Source organism: Sphingomonas sp. PAMC 26621 (assembly GCF_000251145.1).
Classification (GTDB): Bacteria; Pseudomonadota; Alphaproteobacteria; order Sphingomonadales; family Sphingomonadaceae; genus Sphingomonas.
In genome coordinates this window covers 19,824-38,494 of the sequence record NZ_AIDW01000011.1, presented here as the reverse complement: position 1 = coordinate 38,494, position 18,671 = coordinate 19,824, and the positions used below count along the sequence as shown (strand labels likewise).

The 18,671-nt window shown below is 66.4% G+C and carries 15 protein-coding genes, 1 tRNA gene and 2 pseudogenes; 12 read left to right on the top strand and 6 right to left on the bottom strand.

Features of this window, described 5'->3' with window-relative positions; translation table 11 throughout:
* Positions 1-97: 97 nt before the first annotated feature.
* The 3 genes from RI03_RS05015 to aat all read left to right on the top strand — a co-directional run bounded on the left by RI03_RS05015 (position 98) and on the right by aat (position 2,043).
* A complete protein-coding gene (locus RI03_RS05015; protein ID WP_010162686.1) occupies positions 98-475 on the top strand; it encodes a hypothetical protein in 378 nt (125 codons plus the stop codon).
* A gap of 84 nt (positions 476-559) precedes the next feature.
* Positions 560-1,285 (top strand): ParA family protein, encoded by a 726-nt coding sequence (locus RI03_RS05010; RefSeq protein WP_026046462.1) that lies wholly within the window; start codon positions 560-562, stop codon positions 1,283-1,285.
* Positions 1,282-2,043 carry a leucyl/phenylalanyl-tRNA--protein transferase gene (gene aat / locus RI03_RS05005; protein WP_010215666.1) on the top strand — a complete coding sequence of 254 codons (762 nt, stop codon included), beginning with the start codon at positions 1,282-1,284 and terminating at the stop codon, positions 2,041-2,043. Before RI03_RS05010 ends, aat begins: the two co-directional genes overlap by 4 nt.
* A gap of 35 nt (positions 2,044-2,078) precedes the next feature.
* Here the strand turns inward: aat and RI03_RS24530 are convergent.
* The 5 genes and pseudogenes from RI03_RS24530 to RI03_RS04980 form a co-directional block, all read right to left on the bottom strand.
* Positions 2,079-2,246 (bottom strand): annotated as a pseudogene (locus tag RI03_RS24530) (DUF2155 domain-containing protein); the annotation flags it as partial.
* 257 nt (positions 2,247-2,503) lie between these two features.
* Positions 2,504-2,896 carry an NADH:ubiquinone oxidoreductase subunit NDUFA12 gene (locus RI03_RS04995; RefSeq protein WP_010215664.1) on the bottom strand — a complete coding sequence of 131 codons (393 nt, stop codon included), beginning with the start codon at positions 2,894-2,896 and terminating at the stop codon, positions 2,504-2,506.
* Positions 2,897-2,938: 42 nt separating this feature from the next.
* On the bottom strand, positions 2,939-3,433 hold the full coding sequence (locus RI03_RS04990) for a DUF192 domain-containing protein (RefSeq protein WP_010215662.1): 495 nt from the start codon (positions 3,431-3,433) through the stop codon (positions 2,939-2,941).
* A gap of 9 nt (positions 3,434-3,442) precedes the next feature.
* Positions 3,443-4,030, bottom strand: a complete 588-nt coding sequence (locus RI03_RS22610) for a cold-shock protein (protein WP_443208545.1) — start codon at positions 4,028-4,030, stop codon at positions 3,443-3,445.
* A gap of 125 nt (positions 4,031-4,155) precedes the next feature.
* The gene (locus RI03_RS04980) at positions 4,156-4,578 is read right to left on the bottom strand and encodes a RecX family transcriptional regulator (RefSeq protein ID WP_010162679.1); all 423 of its coding nucleotides are present in this window, start codon (positions 4,576-4,578) and stop codon (positions 4,156-4,158) included.
* Positions 4,579-4,829: 251 nt separating this feature from the next.
* On the opposite strand from RI03_RS04980, the gene RI03_RS04975 reads away from it, so the two are divergent.
* The 9 genes from RI03_RS04975 (at position 4,830) to modC (ending at position 14,056) form a co-directional block, all read left to right on the top strand.
* Positions 4,830-6,599 (top strand): fatty acyl-AMP ligase, encoded by a 1,770-nt coding sequence (locus RI03_RS04975; RefSeq protein WP_010215658.1) that lies wholly within the window; start codon positions 4,830-4,832, stop codon positions 6,597-6,599.
* Between the two features lie 79 nt (positions 6,600-6,678).
* A complete protein-coding gene (locus RI03_RS04970) occupies positions 6,679-9,048 on the top strand; it encodes a putative bifunctional diguanylate cyclase/phosphodiesterase (RefSeq protein ID WP_010215656.1) in 2,370 nt (789 codons plus the stop codon).
* 56 nt (positions 9,049-9,104) lie between these two features.
* Positions 9,105-9,181, top strand: a tRNA-Trp gene (locus tag RI03_RS04965).
* 162 nt (positions 9,182-9,343) lie between these two features.
* Positions 9,344-9,541, top strand: a complete 198-nt coding sequence (gene secE / locus RI03_RS04960) for a preprotein translocase subunit SecE (RefSeq protein ID WP_010162675.1) — start codon at positions 9,344-9,346, stop codon at positions 9,539-9,541.
* A gap of 16 nt (positions 9,542-9,557) precedes the next feature.
* On the top strand, positions 9,558-10,097 hold the full coding sequence (gene nusG, locus RI03_RS04955; RefSeq protein ID WP_010162674.1) for a transcription termination/antitermination protein NusG: 540 nt from the start codon (positions 9,558-9,560) through the stop codon (positions 10,095-10,097).
* A 116-nt stretch (positions 10,098-10,213) separates the two neighbouring features.
* Complete coding sequence (locus RI03_RS04950) at positions 10,214-11,671, top strand: esterase-like activity of phytase family protein (protein ID WP_010215654.1); 1,458 nt, start codon at positions 10,214-10,216, stop codon at positions 11,669-11,671.
* 154 nt (positions 11,672-11,825) lie between these two features.
* On the top strand, positions 11,826-12,599 hold the full coding sequence (gene modA, locus RI03_RS04945; RefSeq protein WP_010215651.1) for a molybdate ABC transporter substrate-binding protein: 774 nt from the start codon (positions 11,826-11,828) through the stop codon (positions 12,597-12,599).
* Positions 12,600-12,602: 3 nt separating this feature from the next.
* A complete protein-coding gene (modB, locus tag RI03_RS04940; protein ID WP_010215649.1) occupies positions 12,603-13,286 on the top strand; it encodes a molybdate ABC transporter permease subunit in 684 nt (227 codons plus the stop codon).
* Positions 13,283-14,056 carry a molybdenum ABC transporter ATP-binding protein gene (modC, locus tag RI03_RS04935; RefSeq protein WP_010215647.1) on the top strand — a complete coding sequence of 258 codons (774 nt, stop codon included), beginning with the start codon at positions 13,283-13,285 and terminating at the stop codon, positions 14,054-14,056. The genes modB and modC overlap by 4 nt, the downstream gene beginning before the upstream one ends.
* Before the next feature lie 1,078 nt (positions 14,057-15,134).
* On the opposite strand, the pseudogene RI03_RS25070 reads toward modC, so the two are convergent.
* Positions 15,135-18,517, bottom strand: a pseudogene (locus RI03_RS25070) (polysaccharide deacetylase family protein).
* Positions 18,518-18,671 lie beyond the last annotated feature (154 nt).

Here is an 18,671-nt window from a genome sequence, read left to right as displayed (position 1 = left end):
TTACGTTACCATGAACTATTTGTTGCAGTGCATGAAAGTGCGCGCGGCGGGAAAACAGGGGTCTTGACGCTCCGTTTCGCGTGCGCGAAGAAACCGGATGCTCAACCGACTCCTCCCCGCCGCTGCCGTAGCGCTCCTTGCGCTGTCGGCCTGTAACAACAAGCCAACCGAGGTCAGCTCGGTCACGCCCGACCCGATGGCCGCCGAAATCGCCAACCGCGCCCCGGTCGAGCTGCCGCCCGCGATCAAGAAGGAAGTGACCTTCCGCTGCAAGGACAACAGCCTCGTCTACGTCACCTTCTTCGAAGGCGACAAGCAGGCGCTGGTCAAGGCAACCGAGACCGGCACCCCGGTCAAGCTGACCGCCGAGAAGGCGGGCGACCCGCTCAAGGCCGATGGCTATGAGATGACCGGCACCGTCAAGGCGGTGAACCTGTCGCAGCCAGGCAAGCCCAAGCAGCTTTGCGACATCTGATCGCAGTCCGCTGACCGACTGCGATTGTTGCACCGGCAGGCGGCATCCGCCACGATGGCCATTCCTGAGCGAAGGGCTTTGCCGGTGTCGACGATCGCGATCTACAGTCTCAAGGGCGGCGTCGGCAAAACGACGCTCGCCGTCAATCTGGCCTGGTCCGCCGCGGTGCAATCGTCGCGGCGGACCTTGCTCTGGGATCTCGACCCGCAGGCGGCGAGCAGCTTTCTGCTGACCCAGCGCGCCGATGGCACGCGGTTGCGCGATCAGGCGCAGTCAGTGTTCGCGAAGGACGTCGAGCCCGAAAAACTGATCGAAAAGACCGCGACGCCCCGGCTCGACCTGATCGCAGCGGATGCGTCGCTGCGGCGGCTCGACCTGTTGTTCCATGAGATGGACAAGAAGAAACGGCTGCAGAAGCTGCTGACCGGCCTGCGGAATGACTATGACCGGATCCTGCTCGATTGCCCGCCCGGGCTGACCGAGACGAGCGACCAGGTGATGCGCGCCGCCGACCTGATCGTCGTCCCCGTCATCCCCTCCCCGCTGTCCGAACGCGCGCTGGCGGAGGTCGTCCGGCATCTCGGCGACCGTGCCGAGATCCTGCCGGTCCATTCGATGGTCGATCGCCGCCGCAAGCTTCACGCCGACGCGGTGGCGCGCCACCCCGACTGGCCGGTGATCCCGATGGCGAGCCTGATCGAACAGGTCACCACCCGCCGCGCCGCGGTCGGCAGCTTCGCGCCGCGCTCGGCCGGGGCGGCGGCGTTCGCGCAGCTCTGGCAGGCGATCGAGCGCCGTCTCGTCGCTTGACCATACGCCCGGCCAGCGACGAACCACAGAACCGGCTCGACCCGCACCTCGTGCTTGGGGCGTATGCGGTCGGGGTCTTTCCAATGGCGGACAGCCGCGACGCGGACGAGGTCTATTGGGTCGAACCGCAGGAGCGCGCGGTCTTGCCGCTCGAGGGATTCCACCTGTCACACTCGCTCCGCAAGACGATCTCGCGCGACCGCTTTCGCGTGAGTGCGGACGAGCGGTTCGGTGACATGATGCGACTGTGCGCGGAAGCGGTCCCCAATCGCCCCGACACCTGGATCAATCCGCAGATCGAGGAGGTGTTCAACCGGCTCCACCGGCTCGGTTTTGCGCATTCGATCGAGGTGTGGGACGGGACCGAGCTGGTCGGTGGGCTCTATGGTCTCGCGCTTGGACGCGCCTTTTTCGGGGAGAGCATGGTGAGCCGCGCCCGCGACGCATCCAAGGTGGCGATCGCGTGGCTCGTCGCGCGGTTGCGGGTCGGCGGGTTCACGTTGCTCGACTGCCAGTTCATGACCGAACATCTTGCGTCGCTGGGCGCGGTCGAGATTCCGCGCGCGGCTTACCTCGTCGAATTGTCGGGCGCGCTGTCCGGGGTGACGGGCTCGTCCGGTTCGGCTCCTGCCTCCGAATCGGGGGATTTCCTGGCGCTCGACCGCGACGCGTTCGCGTTGGACGGCGTTCCCGCGGAGGTCGACTCGGGTCCGCCTTCGGGGAAGGTCATCGCGCAGCTCTTGGTCCAGACATCGTAGACCGGGTGCTGGACGACGTTCAGTCCCGGACGCTCCTTGAACAGCCAGCCCGAAAAGACCCGCCGCCAGCGCTTGTCCGCTCCGGTGATATCGACCTGGACGAAGGCGCCGGTATATTGCTCCTGCTCCCACGGCGCGGTCTGTTCGCACGCCTTGAGGTGGAGGACGACATCGCCGACGCGCAGCGTCTGGCCGGGGCGCATCATCACGTCGCGGGAAACGCCGTTGCGCTTGTTGAGGACGCCGAGCGTGGCGACGCGTTCCGCCATCGGGGTTGCGCCGAGACTGGGGTCCACACCGCCCGCCACGTCGACCGTGACGATGTTCTGCGCGCTGGTATCCGCATCGAGCGCGGTCTCGGCGGTTTCGGTCGGGGGCGCGACCGGCGTTTCCGCCTTGCGCTCACACCCGGTCGTCGCCAGCAGCGTGGCCAGCGCGGCCCCGCCCAGCGCGCGGCGAATCACGCGTCCGGCGTCCAGGCTTCGTAGTCGCCGGTGGCCTGCGCGCGCACGCCGCCCTTTTCCATCGCGCCGCTCGGGCGATAGGCCAGCGCGGTGCCGGTTAGATTCGGTTCGGCGGGCAACTGCCATGCGCGCGCGGCCGGCAGCGCGCGGTCCGGCACGTCCGCGACCTGATGATGCAGCCAGCTGAACCATTCGGGCGCGATCCGGCTCGAATCGTTGACGCCGTTATAGATGACCCAGCGGCGTGGATTGCCCGCGGTATCCTGCCCGCCTTCGTAATAGACGTTGCCGAGCGCGTCCTCGCCGACGCGGGCCTTGCCGCGCAGGCCGAACGCGGTTCCCCAGCTTGCGCCGGTCCACCAGGTGAACGGATTGAGATTGATGCCCATGCCACAGCGCTTAGCGCGCCACGGGGCTGCCTTCAACCGCGATCAACGCGTGGGCGCAGCGCTCCAGCTGACGGGATCGCCTTCCTTGATCCCGAGTTCGAGCGAGCGCCCGCCGCGCAGTTCGAGCACGGCGTTGACCGGCTCGCCCGAAGCGACGGGAATCTCCGATTGCGGCGGGGTGTTCTCGGCGATCCGCGCGATCGTGCGGTCGGGGCGGATGAAGATGATGTCGAGCGGCGTCGGCGTATCCTTCATCCAGAAACTTGCCGGCTGCGGCGGCCCGCTCGGCGGATAGGGCGCGAACAGCATGCCGCCATCGCGCGGGATGTCGGTGCGGAACATCAGTCCGCGGCGCTGCTCGTCCTGGGTTCTGGCGCTTTCGACCTGGAAGCGATGCGCCCCGGTCGCGCTCTTGATCGTGACCGCGACCATGCCCTGCGCAAGAGTCTGCGCGGCGTCCGCCTGGACGCCGCGATCGCACCCTGCCGTCGCCGTCAACAGCGCGATACAAACGACGTTCGCGAGGTGATGGCGCATGGGCGTTCCTTAGATCTTCTGTTCGACCGTCACCGCAAGCGGCCCCTTCTCGCCGGCGACCATGCGGGCGAACAGCGGCTGTCCCGGCTCGACCTCGTCGAGCCCGGCACGACGCAGCGTTTCGACATGGACGAAGATATCGCCGGAATTGTCCTCGCGCACAAGAAATCCGTAGCCCTTCAACCGGTTGAACCACTTTACCGTCACCGGTTCGAACGGCCCTGCCCCTTCGATCAGCGCCGCTGGATCAGGCCGTTGCAGTTCGGCACGCGGTTTCGGCGGTGGTTCGACCGCATTGGTCAGATCGATCGACAGGATCTCGCTCGCCTGCAGGCCCCGCTCGCGCAACGACGCGATACAGTCCAGACGTGCGCCCTCTGGCAAGCTTCGCCGACCGTGCGGACGAAGTACCGAGAAGTGAATCAAGATGTCGCCAATACCTTCCTCATCGGCGACAAGGAAGCCAAAGCCGCGAGTCATGTCGAACCATTTGAGTACGCCTGTATAGCGGCGGGAATCCTCCCCCACGGCCTCTGTCTCATTCATTCGACCCTCACCTTCCGGCTCCCCAAACGCCGGAATCGGTTCAATACGCATCTTAGAAAGTCCCCCGCTCAGGCCCATAGCATGGGAATAGGCATGCGCCAAAGCTCTGTAGTGCCAAGACCCATTTTCTCGTCTTAACCACTACAAAAGTTACAAACGCTCGTAATATTGCCAGACTAATCGTGGTTATCGAAACTTTCCCCCGGAAGAAGGCTTGCGATCCTGCGCGACAAGGCGAAGCCATGACCGCCGCGGATCATTGCGGCAATCTGTTTCTCGCGTTGCGCGCGATCCACCGGTGCAAGGGCGAAGGGACCGATCCGTTTTCGTCGCGCGAAGGCAAGCGCGGTCTCGATCGCGCGATCCTCCACCCCCGGCACGATCGCCGCGCTGTCGGCCTCGTCCAGCCCCGCTTCGCGCAAGGCGCCCGTCACGCGCCGCTCGCCGAGCCCGCGCCGCCCCATCGCGGCAGCGCGTGCCTCGCCAAAGGCACGGTCGTCGATATAGCCCAGTTCCGCGAACTTTTCGGCGATTTCGACCGGGTCCCGCTCGGGACCGTCCCACCCGCGCTCGCGGATCTTGCGCTGCAAATACGTCACCAGACGCGCACGCGTTGTTGAAAATCGTTCGACATAGCGTAAGGCGATCCGTTCCAGACCCCCGCTATCCAGCGGAGGAATTGGCTTTTTATCCCGCGTTTGCGGTTTGTGACTGGGGCGCTGGTACATGACGCCATCATTGTGCCACAGTCGAACCGGATTTTGAACGCTTGGCAAAAGCAGGGGTGCTTGCCGAAAGGGACCATAAGCGCAGCCACTGAATGAAGCTGCGATCGAGGGCACAGATACAGATGACAGTCGAAGTTGCGGGCACGCGAGACCTTGAGGCCGAAACGCCGAAGCCGGTCGCCACGCCCACCGAAGATTCGCTCCCGCGGCGATTCGCCGATTTCGAAACGCTTGGCGCTGCGCTTGATTACGCTGCGACAGGTCAACGCGGTCTTAATTTCCACGACGCGCGTGGCACGTTGACGCGCGCCTATCGTTTTGCCGAACTGCGCGACGACGCGCAGGCGATGGGCCGCCGCCTCGTCGCCGCCGGGATCAAACCGCAGGACCGCGTCGCGATCGTCGCCGAGACGAGCGCGGAATTCGCCGCGCTGTTCTTCGGTACGGTCTATGCCGGTGCCTGGCCGGTGCCGTTGCCGCTCCCGACCTCGTTCGGCGGGCGCGATTCCTATGTCGAGCAATTGCGCGTCCAGCTGTCGAGCTGCGCGCCGGTGATGCTGATCTATCCGCCCGAACTGGCGCAGATGGGCGCGGACGCCGCGCGCGCCGCCGGAACCGAGGGAATCGACTGGGCCGAGCTGATGCAGCGCCCCGCCCCTGCGCTGACCTTGCCGCGGGCCAATGGCGACGACATCGCCTATCTGCAATATTCGAGCGGTTCGACGCGCTTCCCGCACGGCGTCGCGATCACGCATCATGCGCTGCTCAACAACCTGACCGCGCACGCCTACGGCATGCAACTGGTCGCCAAGGATCGCTGCATTTCGTGGCTGCCGTGGTATCACGACATGGGGCTGGTCGGCTGTTTCCTGTCGCCGGTCGCGAACCAGGTCTCGACCGATTACCTCAAGACCGAGGATTTCGCGCGTCGTCCGCTCGCGTGGCTTGACCTGATCAGCCGCAATCCGGGCAATTCGATCAGCTATTCGCCCACCTTCGGCTATGACATCTGCGCGCGCCGCATCTCGAGCCAGACCAAGGCGTCCGACCGGTTCGACCTGTCGCGCTGGCGGCTGGCGGGGAATGGCGCGGACATGATCCGCCCCGACGTGATGCAGTGCTTCGTCGACGTCTTCGCCGACGCGGGCTTCAAGGCGAGCGCCTTCCTGCCGAGCTACGGGCTGGCGGAAGCGACGCTCGCGGTATCGATCATGCCGCCGGCCGAGGGGATCCGCGTAGAGCTGGTCGAGGAAACCCAATTGTCGGGTGTCGCTGCCGGCGAGGATCGTCCGCAGCGCTACCGCGCGATCGTCAATTGCGGCAAGCCGGTCAAGGACATGAAGGTCGAGATCCGCGAAGAGGACGGCAGGCCCCTCCCCGAACGCGCGATCGGCAAATTGTGGTGCTCGGGCCCGTCGCTGATGGTCGGCTATTTCCGCGACCAGGCCGCGACCGATGCGTGCCTCGTTGATGGCTGGCTCGACACCGGTGACATGGGCTATCTGTCGGACGGCTATGTCTACATCGTCGGCCGTGCCAAGGACATGATCATCGTCAACGGCCGCAACCACTGGCCGCAGGATATAGAATGGGCGGTCGAGCAGCTCCCGGGGTTCAAGGCGGGCGATATCGCCGCGTTCGCGATCACGACCCCTGGCGGCGAGGAAACCCCGGCGGTCCTCGTCCAGTGCCGCAGTTCGGACGATGCCGAGCGCGTCCGGCTACGCGAGGAAATCCGCGAGCGCGTCCGGTCGGTTACGGGAATGAACTGCGTGATCGAACTGATCCCGCCGCGCACCCTGCCGCGGACCAGTTCGGGCAAGCTGAGTCGCGCAAAGGCACGCAACCTGTATCTCAGCGGGGACATCAAGCCGTACGATCTGGCGGCGTAATACGGCATACCGGTGGTTAATCGGGATTATTTAACGCGCTCGGGGATATCTCTAACCATACGCTAACCTTGGCTGGCGTATGGGTCCGGATGTGAACACGCGCCCCTCCTCGCAATTCGCCACGCCCCGCATCGATGCGCGCGCGTTGCTAGGCCTGTACGATCCGGCGGACACGACCGATTGGGGTCCGATCCGGGCGGCGCAGCTCCATGCCGGGAGCCAGCTTGCGCTGTTCCTGGTCGGGGCGAACGTGATCGGCGCAGCGCTGGTGGCGACGATCCTGCATCACTGTGCGCCGCTATGGGCCTTGTGGAGCTGGGGTGCGCTCGCCGCCGCGGTGTGCGTGGCCGTCGGGGTCCGCCGCCTCGCATCGCGCCACCGCGCCGCCTACACCGCCACGCTGAGCGATGTCCGCGACACGCTGCTCGACGGCGTGGCGCTTGGAACGGTCTGGTCGATCCCGCCGCTGGCGTGCGGGATTCGCGCCGATTCGATAACCGCACTCGCCCTGTGGGTCGTCCTGTCGGTATTAATGGCGGCATCGGCGGTCGCGATGGCGGGGCTGCCGCTCGCGACGCTCAGCTTCCTGGGCATCGTGGGCGTTTCCGCCGCGACGATGATGTTCTGGGTTGGCGGCCCCGTGCTGTCGTCGGCGGTGTTGTTGTTCACCGCGCTGCTGATGATCGGCTGCTTCACTCGCGCCAAGGCGCTGGTCGTCGTCCGCGCCGGGGAGATCGCGTTGAGCGAGCGCGACGAGACCGTCAGCCTTCTGCTGCGCGAGGCGGAGGACCATAGTGCCGACTGGTTGTGGGAGACCGATGCCCAGCGTCGCGTGGTCCGCGCCTCGCCGCGCTTTGCCGCGTCGGTCGGGCTCGATACGACGACGGTGAACGGCAAGTCGCTGCTCGAGGTACTCGCGGGACCGGCGTGGGAGGTGGGCGACTTTGCCCCCGGCCTGCGCGAGCTCGCGGACAATCTGAAGGGCCGCGAGGCGTTTCGCGGGCTGTTGCTCCCCGTCACGGTCGGCGACAGCGAGCGCTGGTTCGAGATCGCCGCCAACCCGCGCTACGACGAGCGCGACGCGTTCATCGGGTTCCGCGGGGTGGGATCGGACGTGACCGAACAGCGCGCGTCCGCTGACAAGATCAACCGCATGGCCCGGTTCGACACGCTGACCGGGCTGCCCAACCGCCTGCTGATCAACGAATCGCTCGCCCGCGCGATGGCGGATGCCGCGAAATGGGGCAGCCGTTGTGCATTCATGATGATCGACCTCGATCGCTTCAAAGCGGTCAACGACACGCTCGGCCATCCGATCGGCGACCGCCTGCTCGGCCGGGTCTCGGAACGGCTCGCCGTGCTGATGACCGAGAATGAAACGATCGGGCGACTCGGCGGGGACGAATTCGCCGTGGTGATCCGCGACGCGACCGACACCGCGCGCGTCGAGCGGCTCGCGCAGACGATCGTCGATGCGCTGTCGCGCCCCTATGAGCTGGACCAGCATACGCTCTATACCGGCGCGAGCGTGGGCGTGGCGACCGGCCCGCGCGACGGGCGGACCGCGGAAATGCTGATCCGCTCGGCCGACCTGGCGCTGTACCGCTCGAAGGATGCAGGCGGCGGGACCTATCATTGCTATGAGCCGCAGCTTCACATTGCCGCCGAGGAGCGCCGCGTGCTCGAGCAGGCGCTACGCAACGCGCTGACTCAAAACGAACTTCACATCTGCTATCAGCCGGTCGTCGACGCCGGGACCGAGCAACTGACCGGCTTCGAGGCGCTGGTGCGCTGGACGCATCCCGAGCTCGGCGTCATCTCCCCCGCCAAGTTCATCCCGCTGGCGGAAGATGCGCGGCTGATCGCGCCGATCGGCGAGTGGGTGCTGCGGACCGCCTGCCTGGAAGCGGCGCGCTGGCCCGGACAGGCGCGTGTCGCGGTCAACGTGTCGCCCGAACAGTTGCACAACCCGGGCTTCGTCGCGGTCGTCACCTCGGCGCTAAGCAATTCGGGCCTCCCCGCCGGGCGGCTCGAGCTCGAAGTCACCGAGAGCGTCTTCATGCGCGACGATACCGCGGCGGTGAAGGTGCTCGAACGGATCCTCGACCTCGGCGTACGGCTGAGCCTCGACGATTTCGGGACGGGCTATTCCTCGCTCGGTTATCTCAGCCGGACGCGCTTCTCGACGATCAAGATCGATCGCAGCTTCGTGACCGGCGCATCGAAAGGCGTACGCGAGGCGCTGGCGATCGTCCGCGCGGTCGTCGCGCTCGCGCAGAGCCTCGGCATGGCGACGACCGCCGAGGGGGTGGAGACCGAGGAAGAGCATCGCATGGTGCAGGACCTCGGCTGTACCAAGGTCCAGGGCTATTACTTCGGTCGCCCGCTCCCGGTCGAGGAAGCCCGCGCAGTGGCACAACGCGCTGCCCGCGAGCGCGCCGCTGCCTGATTCCTCGGCCGACCCGCTTGCGATCCGCAAAAGGTCACGATAGAGAGGCCCTCGATAGGGGTGTAGCTCAGTTGGTTAGAGCGTCGGTCTCCAAAACCGAAGGCCCACGGTTCGAGTCCGTGCTCCCCTGCCACCTATCCCGATTCGCTCCCGTTCCGCCCGCCGCTTGATTTACGAGCTCGCGCGGATTAGGGTCGTATCATTCCGAAATTGGGAATGACCGTCATCGGCCCTTCACAGGGCCGGGCAGCGGGCCCATGTCTCATCCTTCGGCGAAAAACATGAGTGCAGCACAGTGGCGAAGACGACTCCCCTCGAATTCATCCGACAGGTCCAGGCCGAGACCAAGAAGGTCGTCTGGCCGACCCGGCGCGAAACGATCATGACCGGCGTGATGGTCGTCATCATGGCGACGCTGCTGGGCGTCTTCTTCTTCGTCATCGACACCGCGTTCGAGGCGATCGTCCACCTGCTGCTCACCCTCGCGAAATAACGGACAGACAGACGACATGGCACGTTGGTACATCATCCACGCCTATTCGGGTTTCGAGGGCAAGGTCCGCGACGCGATCATGGCGGAAGCGACCCGCATGGGGCTCGAGCAGCTGGTCGAGCAGATCGAGGTTCCGACCGAGACCGTGACCGAGGCGCGCCGCGGCAAGAAGATCGCGGTCGAGCGCAAGTTCATGCCCGGCTATGTCCTCGCCAAGCTCAACATGAACGACGACGTCTATCACCTCGTCAAGAACACCCCGAAGGTGACCGGCTTCCTCGGGCCGAACGGCAAGCCGCAGGCGATCCCGGAGTCGGAAGCCGCGCGGATGCTGAACACCAAGGACGAGGCCGCAGCGGCCGCGCCCAAGCAGAAGGTCAAGGTCGACTTCGAGATCGGCGATTCGGTCAAGGTGCTCGACGGCCCGTTCGCGAGCTTCAACGGCATCGTCGAGGAACTCGATTTCGACCGCAGCCGCGTCAAGGTGTCGGTTTCGATCTTCGGTCGCGCGACCCCGGTCGAACTGGAATTCGAACAGGTCGAGCGCAGCAAGTAAGCGCTCCCGCAGCCGGGCCATGCGTGCCCGGCCGTTTTCGTTCGTATCCGACTTATTGCTGTAATCGTACACGGTTAATCCCGCGTTCACCATTCATGAACGCGTAGGACAGGTGTATGATGATCCGTTTCCCGGCCGCGATGTCGCTGGCGGCGCTGCTTTCCGTTCCCGCCACCGCCGCACCGATGTATCTCGCCACCGGCACGCTCAGCGGCAGCAGCGCCGGCGCGAACGTCGACCTTTCCGGCCTGACCGGGAAACTCGAGAACGGCTTGCCGGGCAATATTCTCGGCGGGATCGGCTCGGGGCTCGCCTACGCGGGCGGCAACACCTTCATCGCGACGCCCGACCGTGGCCCCAACGCCACGCCGTACAACTCGGCGGTGGACGACACGACGTCCTACATCAGCCGCTTCCAGACGCTTGCGCTGTCGCTGACCGCGAACACCTCGGGCAGCGGCCTGCCGTTCGGCGTCACCGCCGCGCTGACCGGCACGACGCTGCTGTCGAGCCCGACCGGGTTGAACTACGGCACCGGCGCCGGGCTCGGGACCAAGATCGACGGCAGCCCGCTCGGCTCGGGCGCCCCTGCGCAGAACACCGACGGGACCTATTACTTCACCGGCCGTTCGGACAATTACGCCGCGGGCAGCTCGACCAATCCGGCGAACGCGCGGTTCGACCCCGAATCGGTCCGCGTCTCGAACGACGGCAAGAGCGTCTTCGTCTCGGACGAATATGGCCCATACGTCCGCCAGTTCGACCGCACGACCGGCAGCCTCATCAAGACCTTCACACTGCCCGGCAATCTCGCGGTGACCAACCTGTCCCCCAATGGGGACACCGAGATCGCGGGCAACGCGGTCGGCCGCGTCGCCAACAAGGGCATGGAAGGCCTGGCGATCACGCCCGACGGCAAGACGCTGGTCGGGATCATGCAGGCCCCGCTCGAGCAGGATCCGTCCAAGTTCGTGCGGATCGTGACGATCGACGTCGCCAGCGGCACGACGCATGAATATGGCTACAAGCTCACCACCGGGTCGGGCGTCAGCGACATCGTCGCGATCAACGACCATGAGTTCCTGGTCGACGAGCGCGACGGCAAGGGCCTGGGGGACGGCAGCAAGGCCGCGGTCAAGCAGGTGTTTCGCATCGACATCAACGGCGCCGCCGATATCACTGCCTTGTCCGGCACCGCCGCCAGCAGCGCGACGACCGTGACCAAGACCGCGACGCCGTTCCTCGACCTGGTCGCAGCGCTTACCGCGGCGGGGCTGACGCCTGCGCAGATCCCCGCCAAGATCGAGGGGCTCTCGTTCGGGCAGGACGTGACGTACAATGGCACGCTGCTCCACACGCTGTTCATCGCGAACGACAATGATTTCGTGCCGGGGACCGCGGGGCAGAACCAGTTCTACGTGTTCGGCTTCACCGACGCCGACCTGCCCGGCTTCGTCGCACAGCAACTGAGCGGTGCGGTGCCCGAGCCTGCGACCTGGGGCATGATGCTGTTCGGCTTTGCCGGCATCGGTGCAATGGCGCGCCGCCGCAAGGTGACGGTTCGCTACGCCTGATCAATATCCTCTGCGTCATGCCGGGGTACGCCCGGCATGACGGGGGCGGTAGAGATGCCGGAGCGCGCAAACATTCCTCCCCTCAGGCTCCGCCCTAGGCGTCGCCGCCGATCCGCTATATGTGCGCCGATATAGCTCCCGATCGGACTCGTGCATGTATCGTCGTACCCTGCTTTTCTCGTTCGCCGCCCTGGCGGCTGCGCCGCTGGCCACCGCCCGCGCCGCGCCCCCTGCCCCGATCACCGTCTTCGCCGCCGCCTCGCTGACCGATGCGATGCAGGCGGTCGCCCGGACCTACACGCAGCGGACGGGTGTGCCGGTGCGCTTCTCCTTCGCCTCCAGCAGCCTGCTCGCGCGCCAGATCGAATCGGGGGCGAAGGCGGATGTCTTCGTTTCCGCCGATCTGGCGTGGATGGACCACGCGCAGAAGGCCGGGCGGATCGATGCCGGAAGCCGCCGCACCTTGTTGCGCGGCAGGCTCGCGCTGATCGCCCCTGCCGATGCGCGTGTATCGCTGAAGGTCGCGCCGCGCTTCCCGCTTGCGCAGGCACTCGGCGCGACCGGGCGGCTGGCGGTGGGCGATCCGGCCTATGTCCCCGCCGGCATTTATGCGCAGACCGCGCTGACCCGGCTCGGCGTATGGCCGAGCGTACAGGGCCGCCTCGCGCGCGCTGATAACGTCCGGGTCGCCTTGTCCTATGTCGCGCGGCACGCGGCGCCGCTCGGGATCGTCTACGAAACCGACGCCTGGGCCGAGAAGGGCGTGCGGATCGTCGGGATCTTCCCCGAAACGAGCCATCCGCCGATCGATTATCCGGCCGCGCTCGTCCGCGGCGGCAACCCCGCCGCACGCGGGTTCGCTGCCTATCTGCAAAGCCCGGCGGCGAAGGCGACCTTCCGGCGCTATGGCTTCCGGACGTTCGGCTGAGGCGTGCTGACCGCCGCCGAATGGGATGTCCTTGTGCTCAGCATCTCGATCGCTGGGCGCGCGGTGCTGGGCGCATTGCCGCTCGCGCTGCTGGCGGGGTGGACGATGGCGCGCACGCGCTTTCCCGGGCGGACGCTGGTCGATGCGGTGCTTCACTCCTCACTGTTCCTGCCGCCGGTGGTGGTGGGCCTCGTCCTGATCCTGCTGTTCGGGAATGACGGGCCGTTCGGAGCCTTCCTTGCCCGGTTCGGCATCCGGCTGATCTTCACCGCGAACGGTGCGGCGCTGGCGGCAGGGGTGATGGCCTTCCCGCTGATGCTGCGCGCGTGCCGCCAGGCGATCGAAGCGGTCGACCCGCGGATCGAGGCGGTTGCGGACAGCCTGGGCGCAGGTTTCTGGGACCGGACGCTGTCGGTTACCCTGCCGCTCGCCGCCCCCGGGCTGATCGCGGCGGCGGTGATCGGCTTTGCCGCCGCGCTGGGGGAATTCGGCGCGGTCATCACCTTTGCCGCCAACATTCCCGGCGAAACACAGACGCTCGCGCTGGCGATCTACGCCGCGCTCCAGCAACCGGGGGGCGAGGCGGTCGCGCTGCGGCTGGCGGGGATTTCGTTCGGCGTCGCGATCGTCGCGCTGCTGCTGTCCGAGGCGCTGCTGGCCTATGGCCGCAGGCGGAGCGGGCAATGATCTCGATCGCGATCCGCCGCCGCGTCGGCGACTTCCTGCTCGACGTGGCGTTCGAGGGGCCGCGCGACGGCGTGACCGCGTTGTTCGGCCCATCGGGCGCGGGCAAGAGCAGCACGCTTGCCGCGATCGCGGGGAGCGGCACGATCGAGGCGGGCCGGATCGCGCTTGGCGACCATGTGTTGTTCGACAGCGCCTCGGGGATCAACGTACCCCCCCGTGCGCGGCGGATCGGCTGGGTGTTCCAGGACGCGCGGCTGTTCCCGCACCTGCGGGTCGAGGCGAACCTGCGGTACGGGCTGAAACGCGCGCCGGGGCCGCACCGGATCGGGTTCGATCATGTCGTCGCGGTGCTCGACATCGCCCATCTGCTGCGGCGTGGTGTCCACGATCTTTCGGGCGGCGAGCGGCAGCGCGTGGCGCTGGGCCGCGCGCTCCTCCGCCAGCCGGAACTGCTGCTGCTGGATGAACCGCTCGCCGCGCTCGATGGCGGGCGCAAGGGCGAGATTCTCGCCTATATCGCGCGGCTCAAGGCGGATTTCGCGTTGCCGATGCTTTACGTCACGCACACTGCGGACGAAGTGCGCGCGGTCGCGGACCATGTCGTGCTGCTCGATCAGGGGCGAGTCGTCGCGACCGGCGATGCGTCGATCGTCGGGGGCGCGCGGATCGACGCGCAGATCGTCGGGCGCGATCAGGACGGCGTGCTGCTGCGTGTTCCGCGCGGGGATATCGCGGCGGGGGACCGGCTCGACCTGTTGATCGGCCACTGAGCGCGCACCGCACGCCGCCCCGGCGACGGCCGGGGCCCGGCGGCGGAACAGGCGGTGCCACGGTCCGTCCGAAGGTGCCGAGGCCGTCGCACCGGGGCACCGGGGACGCGGGTGATTGAGGTCGTGAACCGATAACAGCGAGCGGCAGCTTCCGCCCAATTATTGCCGCTTGACGGGTCGTGCAGCATACCGAAGACCAGTCATTCGTTCATAGGCGCTATGATGGTGCTGACGGATAGAGGAATATCGGTATGCCATTGCTCTGGCTCATAGGCATTTAGGCTGCGGCAACCTGGAGTCCTCCCGCTCAGGCAGCATGGGCAGGGGAAAAGCCCCCTATTGAGGTTCGCTTGCATGCGTCTACCTTGTCCATGCGGGGGGAAGCGCCCATCGAAGTCGACCTTACCGCAAAGGACAATACCTTTGCCGTATCGCCGTTTCTGCAACCCACACGGGGCATAGCGTTTGAAGTCATCTCGGACGACGGGCAACCAGTTGCGCCTGCTGAGCCAATGGCAGGTTCGCCGCCCCCGCCTCCTCTTAAGATAAAAGAGCTGATCGCCATATCAATAACATCGCCTTACCGCGTCCTCACTCACGAAAGCGCAAGAACGATCTTCCCAGGAGCAGGTCGATACAAGGTGAGAGCCCGGGTATTCCTCTTCAACTTCCCGTCCAAGCCAGTCCGCTATGCTCAAGTTGTATCGGATACAATCACGGTGAACGTCACTAAGTAGGACACAGCGTGCCGCTCGCGACGGCGGCTTTTGTTAGACGGCGTCTGAAAAGCCGCCCGTCCGCTTCCCACCAATTTTCGCCGTTAAACCCGATGCCCCGTTGGCCGACATTTGAGGGGTCACGGCCACCCCCTTTCCGTCACCCCCGCGAAGGCGGGGGTCCATACTGGCTGACGGCGCAGTACAGGCCGGACGGTGCTGATGGACTCCAGCGTCCGCGGGAATGACGAACGGTTTGAGGAAAACTCCGCTCTCCCACCGTGATCCCCGGCAACGACCGCTCCCCACCAGACCCTGGCACGCACGTTTACGATCCCACAGCGCAGGTCAGGAGAACGCCGTCAGACGCTCACCCGCCCGGTCCGCACCAGCTTGCCCCACCCGACGCGCGGCCCGCGCAGCGCCTGGGTGATCGCCTTTAAAACCACGTAATACATGATCTGGCGATAGCCGAAGCGCTGCGGCACCAGCAGCCACAGCAACCGCCAATCCTCGCGCCGCTCGAGCGCGAAGGCGACCGTCGCGGCGAGCAGGTCGATCAGCGTGAAAACGAGCCAGTAGATCAGCATCTTCTCGACATCGTGCTGCGTCTGCGCCCAGCCATGCGCGAGCACCGCCAGATAAGTCGTCACGAAACTGACGATCAGCGCGAGGTCGATGATCGGCGAGATCGCCGCGAACACGATCTGGAACAGGATCGCCTGCGGCAAGCCCACACGCGCCAGCCCGCGCGGCTTGCCCGTGCCCATGATGACGCCGTGCTTCCACAGGCATTGCAGCGTCCCGAACGCCCAGCGGAAGCGCTGCTTGGCGAGGCCCTTGATCGTCTCGGGCGATTCGGTCCAGGCGACGGCATATTGATCGTAGGTGACCTTCCACCCGGCGCGCTGGATCGCGATCGTCAGGTCCTGGTCCTCCGCCAGCGTATCGTCGGGATAGCCGCCGACCTGCTTGATCGCGGACAGCCGCCATGCGCCGACTGCGCCCGGCACCACCGTCATCGCGTCGAGCCGCGCGAGCGCGCGGCGTTCGAGGTTCTGCGCGGTGATATATTCGACCGCCTGGAACCGCGTGAGCAGATTGACGCGGTTGCCGACCTTGGCATTGCCCGCGACCGCCCCGAGCGTGGGGTCGACGAACCAGCGCGCCAGCCGCGCAATCGTCGTCGGTTCGAATTGCGTGTCGGCATCGAGCGCGATCACGATCTCGCCCGTCGCGAGATCCAGCGCGCGGTTGAGCGCGCGCGCCTTGCCGCCGTTTTCGAGCGTCAGCAGTTTCACGCGCGGATCGTCCGCGAAGGCCGCCTGCACCACTGCGCTGGTCGCATCCGACGAACCATCGTCGATCACGATCACCTCGATCCGCACGTCGGTCGAGGCGAGCACGCCGTGCACCGCGCGTTCGATCACCAGTTCCTCGTTGAACGCGGGGATCATCACGGTGACGAAGGTCTGCGGATCGATCGGCGGGAACACCATCCGCCCCTCGCGCCGCGCCTGGACCAGCGCGAGCGCCGACAGGATCACCGCACGCGCGATCCCGATGCTGATCGCGAAGAAGAAGATCCAGCCAAGCGCGACGACGGTCCCGCCGAGCACGCTGAAAATCGCGAGGTTGAACTGCGCCGCGACCTGCTCGCTTTCGGTGATCGGCGGCATCGCGACGTTGCGGGGGATACCGGCAAGCTCGGACACCGGCACGAAGCGATACCCCTTGGCGCGCAACTGGTCGATGATCGTCGGCAAGGCCGCGACGGTCTGCGACCGGTCGCCACCGGCATCGTGGAGCAGCACGATGTTGCGGCTGCACTGCGGCTCGCCGTCACCCGTGCAGCGCCCGTCGGGGTCGGTCACCTGGTCGATCGTATTGTCGATGATCGCCTGCGTTCCCGGGCGCTTCCAGTCGCCCGGATCGACGTGGAGGCCAACCGAGATATAGCCGCGGTTCTGCGCCTGGAGCGCCGGGTCGATTTCGTCCGCGGTGGTCGGCTCGGCATCGCCGAAATAGGGCGCGCGGAACAGCCGTAGCGAATGGCCGGTGAACGCCTGGAACAGCCGCTGCGTGGTGTTGAGCTGGAAGCTCGTCTCGGTTGCCGACGCGCCCGCCATGTTGGGGTGGGTATAGGTGTGGCTGCCGATCTCATGCCCTTCGCGCAACATTCGCTCGAGCAGGCGCCGCTGCGTCAGCGCATTCTCGCGATCACGAAGAAGGTGCCGGGGACGTGCTTCTCCTTCAGGATGTCGAGCACGCGTGGCGTCCAGGTCGGGTCGGGGCCGTCGTCGAACGTCAGCGCGATCAGACCCGGGCGATAGCCGGTCCGCGCAACGATATAGGGCGACGGGAGCTGGACAAAATGGACGTCGCCGATCCCGCCGCGCGCATTGGCAATCGCCTGGCGGATCCCGGTCACGGGGACGCCTGCAATCTTGAGGATCTCGCCGCTGCCCTCGATGTCGACGTCGGTTCCCGCCGGAATCGTGTTGATCGCCGACGGCGCGGGCAAGGTGCGATGCGATCGTCCAAAGATCGACCAGAGGCTCGGGTCCTCCGCGCCGAGCCGCCAGACCGCGACTCCGTTCAGCCCGACCCGGTTGAGGAACCGCATTTCGTTATACGCGGATGCCGCATCGAGCAGCCAGACGACGTGGCGGCTCTTGCCCTCCATATAGGCAAAGCTGGTGTTGCCGCTCGCCTTGTCGAATACCGGCATCGCGCTCGATTCGCGCGCGTTCTGCCACGCCTCGTCGATCGACAGCGGTTCGCCGCCGCCGTCGTGCCAGTCATAGCCATAGCTGCCGATCGCGACGACGATCTTACTGCGCGGCACGCCCTTCACTGCGCGCGCGACCGATTGCTCGAACCAGCCCTGCGATGCGATCGGCCCCGAAGCGCCGCCCGTCTCATGCTCGTCATACGCCATCAGGAAGACGCGATCGACGATCGCGGTGTAGGAGGCGATGTTCCACCCGCCCTCGCCTTCCGCCGCGCCGATCGGCACCGCGATCGCGATCACCCAATTGTGCTTGTTGAAACGCGCCTTGGCTTCGCGCAGGAAAGTGCGGAAATCGGCCTGGCCGCGGGGGCTCAGTTCCTCGAAATCGAAGAACGCGCCGCCGGCCCGGTTCTGCACCAGCCACGGTTCGAGCCGGTCGAGAAACGCCTTGCGCTGCGCAGGCGCGCGCAACAGCGCTTCCATCCCCCTGGCGTCCCAGTCGCCGTTCTTGGCGTTCTGGATCATCGGGAGCAGCAACGGGCGATGCGTCGAGCGGTTGAGGATCTCGCGCCCCGCGGTGTCGCGGAAGACGGTGATCTGGTGGTTCGCGCCGGTCACCGATACCCAGCCCGGGATCAGCCAGTCGAGTTCGTTGATATGCCGCCGCAGCGACGCGACGCTCGATTCGTCCCACGGGACGTGGAATGCGATCGCAAGCGGCTGGTCGACCGCCGCGCCGACGCCGCGCGGCGGGGCCGCGCCCATCAGCCGCGCATAATCGACGATCTGCCGCCGGGCGCGCCGCAGCAGTGGGTCGTGCGGCGGGGGCAGCTTGGTATAAGCGGCGTGCTCCGCCTCGACCGGGAGCAGCGGCGGTGCGGGGACCGCGCCGATCGATACGCCGAGCGCCGCGATCGACAGCAGCATGAGCAGCACGAACGCCGCCACCGCCATCGCGAACCGCCGACGCCTGCGCCCCGAGGCATCATAAAAAATAGGCGCACGACTCATCGGCGAGACATCCCCAGTAATGATCCAGCGGCCTAGCAGCTGGCCTTTAACAATCCGACACAATCGCATCGGTTCTTTCGCATGGCGAGAGCACGACGCCAAGATGACATTGAATTCATTCGGGTCGGACCGGATCTTCCGGCTTCGTCGCTTG